The organism is Kribbella sp. NPDC004536, from assembly GCF_042873835.1.
GTDB lineage: Bacteria > Actinomycetota > Actinomycetes > Propionibacteriales > Kribbellaceae > Kribbella.
In genome coordinates this window covers 1-3845 of the sequence record NZ_JBIALY010000009.1, presented here as the reverse complement: position 1 = coordinate 3845, position 3845 = coordinate 1, and the positions used below count along the sequence as shown (strand labels likewise).

The window sequence follows — 3845 nt, the reverse complement described above, 5'->3', positions numbered from 1 at the left end:
CCATCATTCGTGGTGACCTTGGACAGGACCCATTTGGATTGGGGCTGGTCGGGGGTGTTCCCGTCGCGGGTGTAGTCGAAGCTGGTCGTGGCGCGGGAGGTGCCGGTGCCGAGGGGGAGGGTGACCTGTTTCAACAGGTTGGTGCGGCCGGTGGTGTTTTGTTTGACGGTGAGTTGGCCGTTGCCGGTGGAGGAGACCTGGTCGGTCAGGCCGTCGCCGTTGACGTCGCGCAGGGCCTGTTCGGTGCGGGACTTTCCGGTGGAGGCGTCGATGCCGGGGTTGAACACGCAGGTGCCCAGGCAGGCGACAGGTAGCGGGAAGGTGGCGTAGGCGCCGCCGGACAGGGTGGTGTTGGTGTCGCGGGCGATCTCGCCGTTCATCGCGCCGCCGAACGGGACAGGGTTCGCGAAGCCGGTGCCGGTGTTGAACGCGACCTGGATCGGGTCGCCGGCGTGGCTGGCTTGCAGGACCCGGTCGGCCAGGCCGTCACCGTTGAGGTCGGCCAGGGTGGCTTTGGTGAACGTCGTCCCCCACGACAGCGACAGACCGCCGGCCAGGCCGTAGAAGTCGCTGTTGTAGCCCAGGTTGAGGCCGTCGTCCTCGCCGGTGCCGTCGTTGATCTTCCCCGCACCCGGCCAGGCTTCGGGAGCCGCGAAGCTGTAGCCGAGGTTGAGCGCGACCTTGCCTTTCAGGTCGTTCGGGACGTGCTCGCCGGTGTCGTAGACTCGGTCGGGCAGGTTGTCGCCGTTGACGTCGATCAGGTCGAAACTGGTGTCGGACTGGCTTTGCCCCAGATGCCCGCTGGCGCCCAGCGGCGGCATACTGTTGCCGGACTGCGCGGTGTTCGCGGAGCTTTTACCGTCCGGGGCGGCCTTGCCCTTGCCGTTCACGATCGTGCGTGCCGCCGCGCCGCCGGAGGCGTTCCCGGACCGGTTGTGACTCGACCGCGCGGTAACCCCCGCGGAGCTGTCCGGGATCCCGGGCAGTCCGGCAGCGTTCAGTTCGGTGTGGCCGAGGCCGCCGGTGGGATCGGTGTACTGGATCCCGTTCGGGGTGACCACGTCGGGGAACCCGTCCCCGTTCATGTCCATGAAGTCCTGCGTCGCGGCCGAATCCCCGGCCGAGGCGCTGCCGCCCAGGGAGAACCCGGCATCGACATCGCCGGTCACTGACGGGCCGTTCGACTTGGCCTTGCGGGGCACCGCGATATCGGTGGCCGACGCAGCACCGGCGTCGTCGATCGACGGTGCACCCAGCCGCGAACTCGACACCCCGGCCGCGCTCGCCCAGGAATCGGCCGAAGACTGCCAGCGGTGGTCTTGCGGGGACGCGGTGAACGGCACCGCCGTGGGCGGCGTGATCCCCGGGTTCTTGAGGAAGTCGTCCAACTGGCCCTGCGGGTCCACGCTGCCGGGCAGCTGCCCGCCGTAGTTGTCGTCGATGACCAGGCCGGACTCGTTGATCGGCGCGTCAGCCTTGTCCCGGTTCGCGTTGTAGCCGATCACTCCCCAGCCGCGCCACGGCTGCGGGAACGCGCCCTCGGCCCCGGGGAAGTGCAACGCTGACGGCCGTACCCCCACCGACAGCGTGTCGTTCACGGTGTGCCCGGTGATCAGCTTGACCACGCCGGCGTCGCGGGTCGTGAAATCGTAGAACAACCGGTCCCCTGGCGCCGCGCTCACCTGCACCGTGCCCGGCTCCGAGGCCACCTGCCCGCCACTGATCCCGAACACACCCTTCCCGGCCAGCACACCCGACTGCCCCGGTTGCCGACCCGCCTGACCGGCAGGGATCTTCTTGATCGTGAACGTGACCTGCCCCGACACCTGCGACTGGCCCGGCTGGCCCGTCGCCAGGCTCAAGTGCGGTGTCACCCCCACCTGCACCGGCGTCGTCCCGGTCCCCGGCACCAACACGCTGGCCTGCGGCCCGAACAGCAGATCGTCGGCACCGTACAGATCGGCCACATACGCAGGGTGGAACACGATCGCCGGGTTCCCCGCCCCGTCGTTCACCTGATCCACACCCTGCCCCGCCGCCACCGCGGTGTAGAACCCGCGCGGAATCCAGCCGTAGGCCTGCTGATCGATCGGGGAATCCGACAACACCCGCCACGCCAGGCGCTGCCCCTTCGTCACCGTCACGTCCAGGCTCACCGGCACCGACCCAGTCGCCGACGAAGCCACGGTCTGGTCCAGCACCGCCACCCCGTCGCGGACGATCTGTACCCGCACGTCATCGCTCGTGGCGGCCGACTTGGTGAAATCGCCGTCCAGGTGCAACGTCCCGGTCAACGGCACCTTCACCGACCCGTCACCCGCACCAGCAGCACCACCCGAGCCGCCGGTGGCGCTGGTCGAGCCGCGCCCGGCCAACGTGAACTCCCGGCCCGCGTCGAACCGGAACGCGCCCAGCCCGTTCACGTCCGTTGAGGCGTCGTCTTGCACATAGGTCACCACCGGGTCCCACGACACCGCATCCAGGCTGCCGTCGAAGCGAGACCCGACCCGGAAATACAGCACCTGGTCCTTCTTCACCGCGACCGTGCCCAGCCGCGACGGCACATGGTCGGTGTTGTCGTCCTTCTCGATCACGTCCGACCACAACTCGGCGTCGTCGTGCTGGATCGCGACCCGCACCCCATCCGCCGTAGTCGACTTGTCCCGCGCGTCCGCCGTGGCCGGATCGAGCTTCACCGCGCCCGTGATCTGGACCTGCCCCGCGAACGGCGCCACCCAGCGCCGCACCGTGTCCAGCAACGGGAACGAATCGATCAACTGATCCCGCTCCTTGGCCTCACCCGCGTCCAGCTTCCCCGTGTCCAAACGACCCGCCGTCACCGGCGCCGGCGTCCCCGAAGAGTCACCCGCCGGACCATAGACCGGCTTCCCGTTCTCCAGACGCCCGAACAGCACCGTGTTCCCGGCCACCACATCGCTGATGCCGTCCGCGTTCACATCCGCGAAATACCGGTCCGTCGTCGACTTGTTCCACACGTAATCCAACTGCTTCGCGAAACCGTGATAATCCTCCAGACCCGCCGTCCACGACGAACTGGACTCGTGCGCGAACCCATCCGGCAAATCCAGCGCCACCGCCTGATCCGAGAACGCCAACACCCCACCCGGCTTGGCCAGGTTCTTGCGGTACTTCACCGTACCGTTGTCGTCACGGAACACCTTGTCCGGCAGATTGTCACCATCAACATCCATCAACGCCAACACACCCGAACTCGACGACCGCGAATACCCGCCCTTCGGCCCCGCCGTCCCTGACTTCCCATCCGCAAACGGATTGAACGTGTGACCGACATACAAATGCCCGCCCAGACTCGACGACTTGTTCGACCCCAACAACGACGCATCCCCCAACAACTTCCCACCCAGATTCAACGCCGCATCATCCAAACCCCCATCACTGGGCACCGACCAATCCGCCGACTCAAACCCGTGATACGCCCCCCCCGAATCCCGCACATCATCGAAATAATCGAAATCATGCTTCCCCACCAGCGCATCCCCGGCGTCGTGCTGCTCCAACGACGCCAACAACGTCTTCCCGAACGCACCCGTCCGGTAATCCAGCACATACCGGCGCACCAGCGCGTTGTCGAACGTCACATCGATGTGCCGCAACAAATCAGCCGTCACCCGCTTGAACCCCGCCCGCGCATCAATCCCCTTGTCGCCACGCAACGGCTCACCCAGGTCCCGGTCCCGCACGAACGACACCGCATACTTCCCCTCAGTGTCGCCGCGGCCGGTCCAGGTGACCTTCTGCACATACAGATTCCGGCCCATCACCGTGCCGCCGTCCACGCCCGGGTCCTCGACCAGCGCGTAGTG

2 protein-coding genes are annotated in these 3845 nt (G+C 67.3%); one reads left to right on the top strand and one right to left on the bottom strand.

The window, feature by feature from the left end; all coding sequences use genetic code 11:
* On the bottom strand, positions 1 to 3212 hold a 3212-nt coding region (locus tag ACFYRU_RS39400), incomplete at its 3' end, for a hypothetical protein (RefSeq protein ID WP_387669040.1).
* Positions 3213 to 3497: 285 nt separating this feature from the next.
* Here ACFYRU_RS39400 and ACFYRU_RS39395 point away from each other — a divergent pair.
* The coding region (locus ACFYRU_RS39395; protein ID WP_387669038.1) for a hypothetical protein at positions 3498 to 3845 on the top strand (348 nt) is incomplete at its 3' end.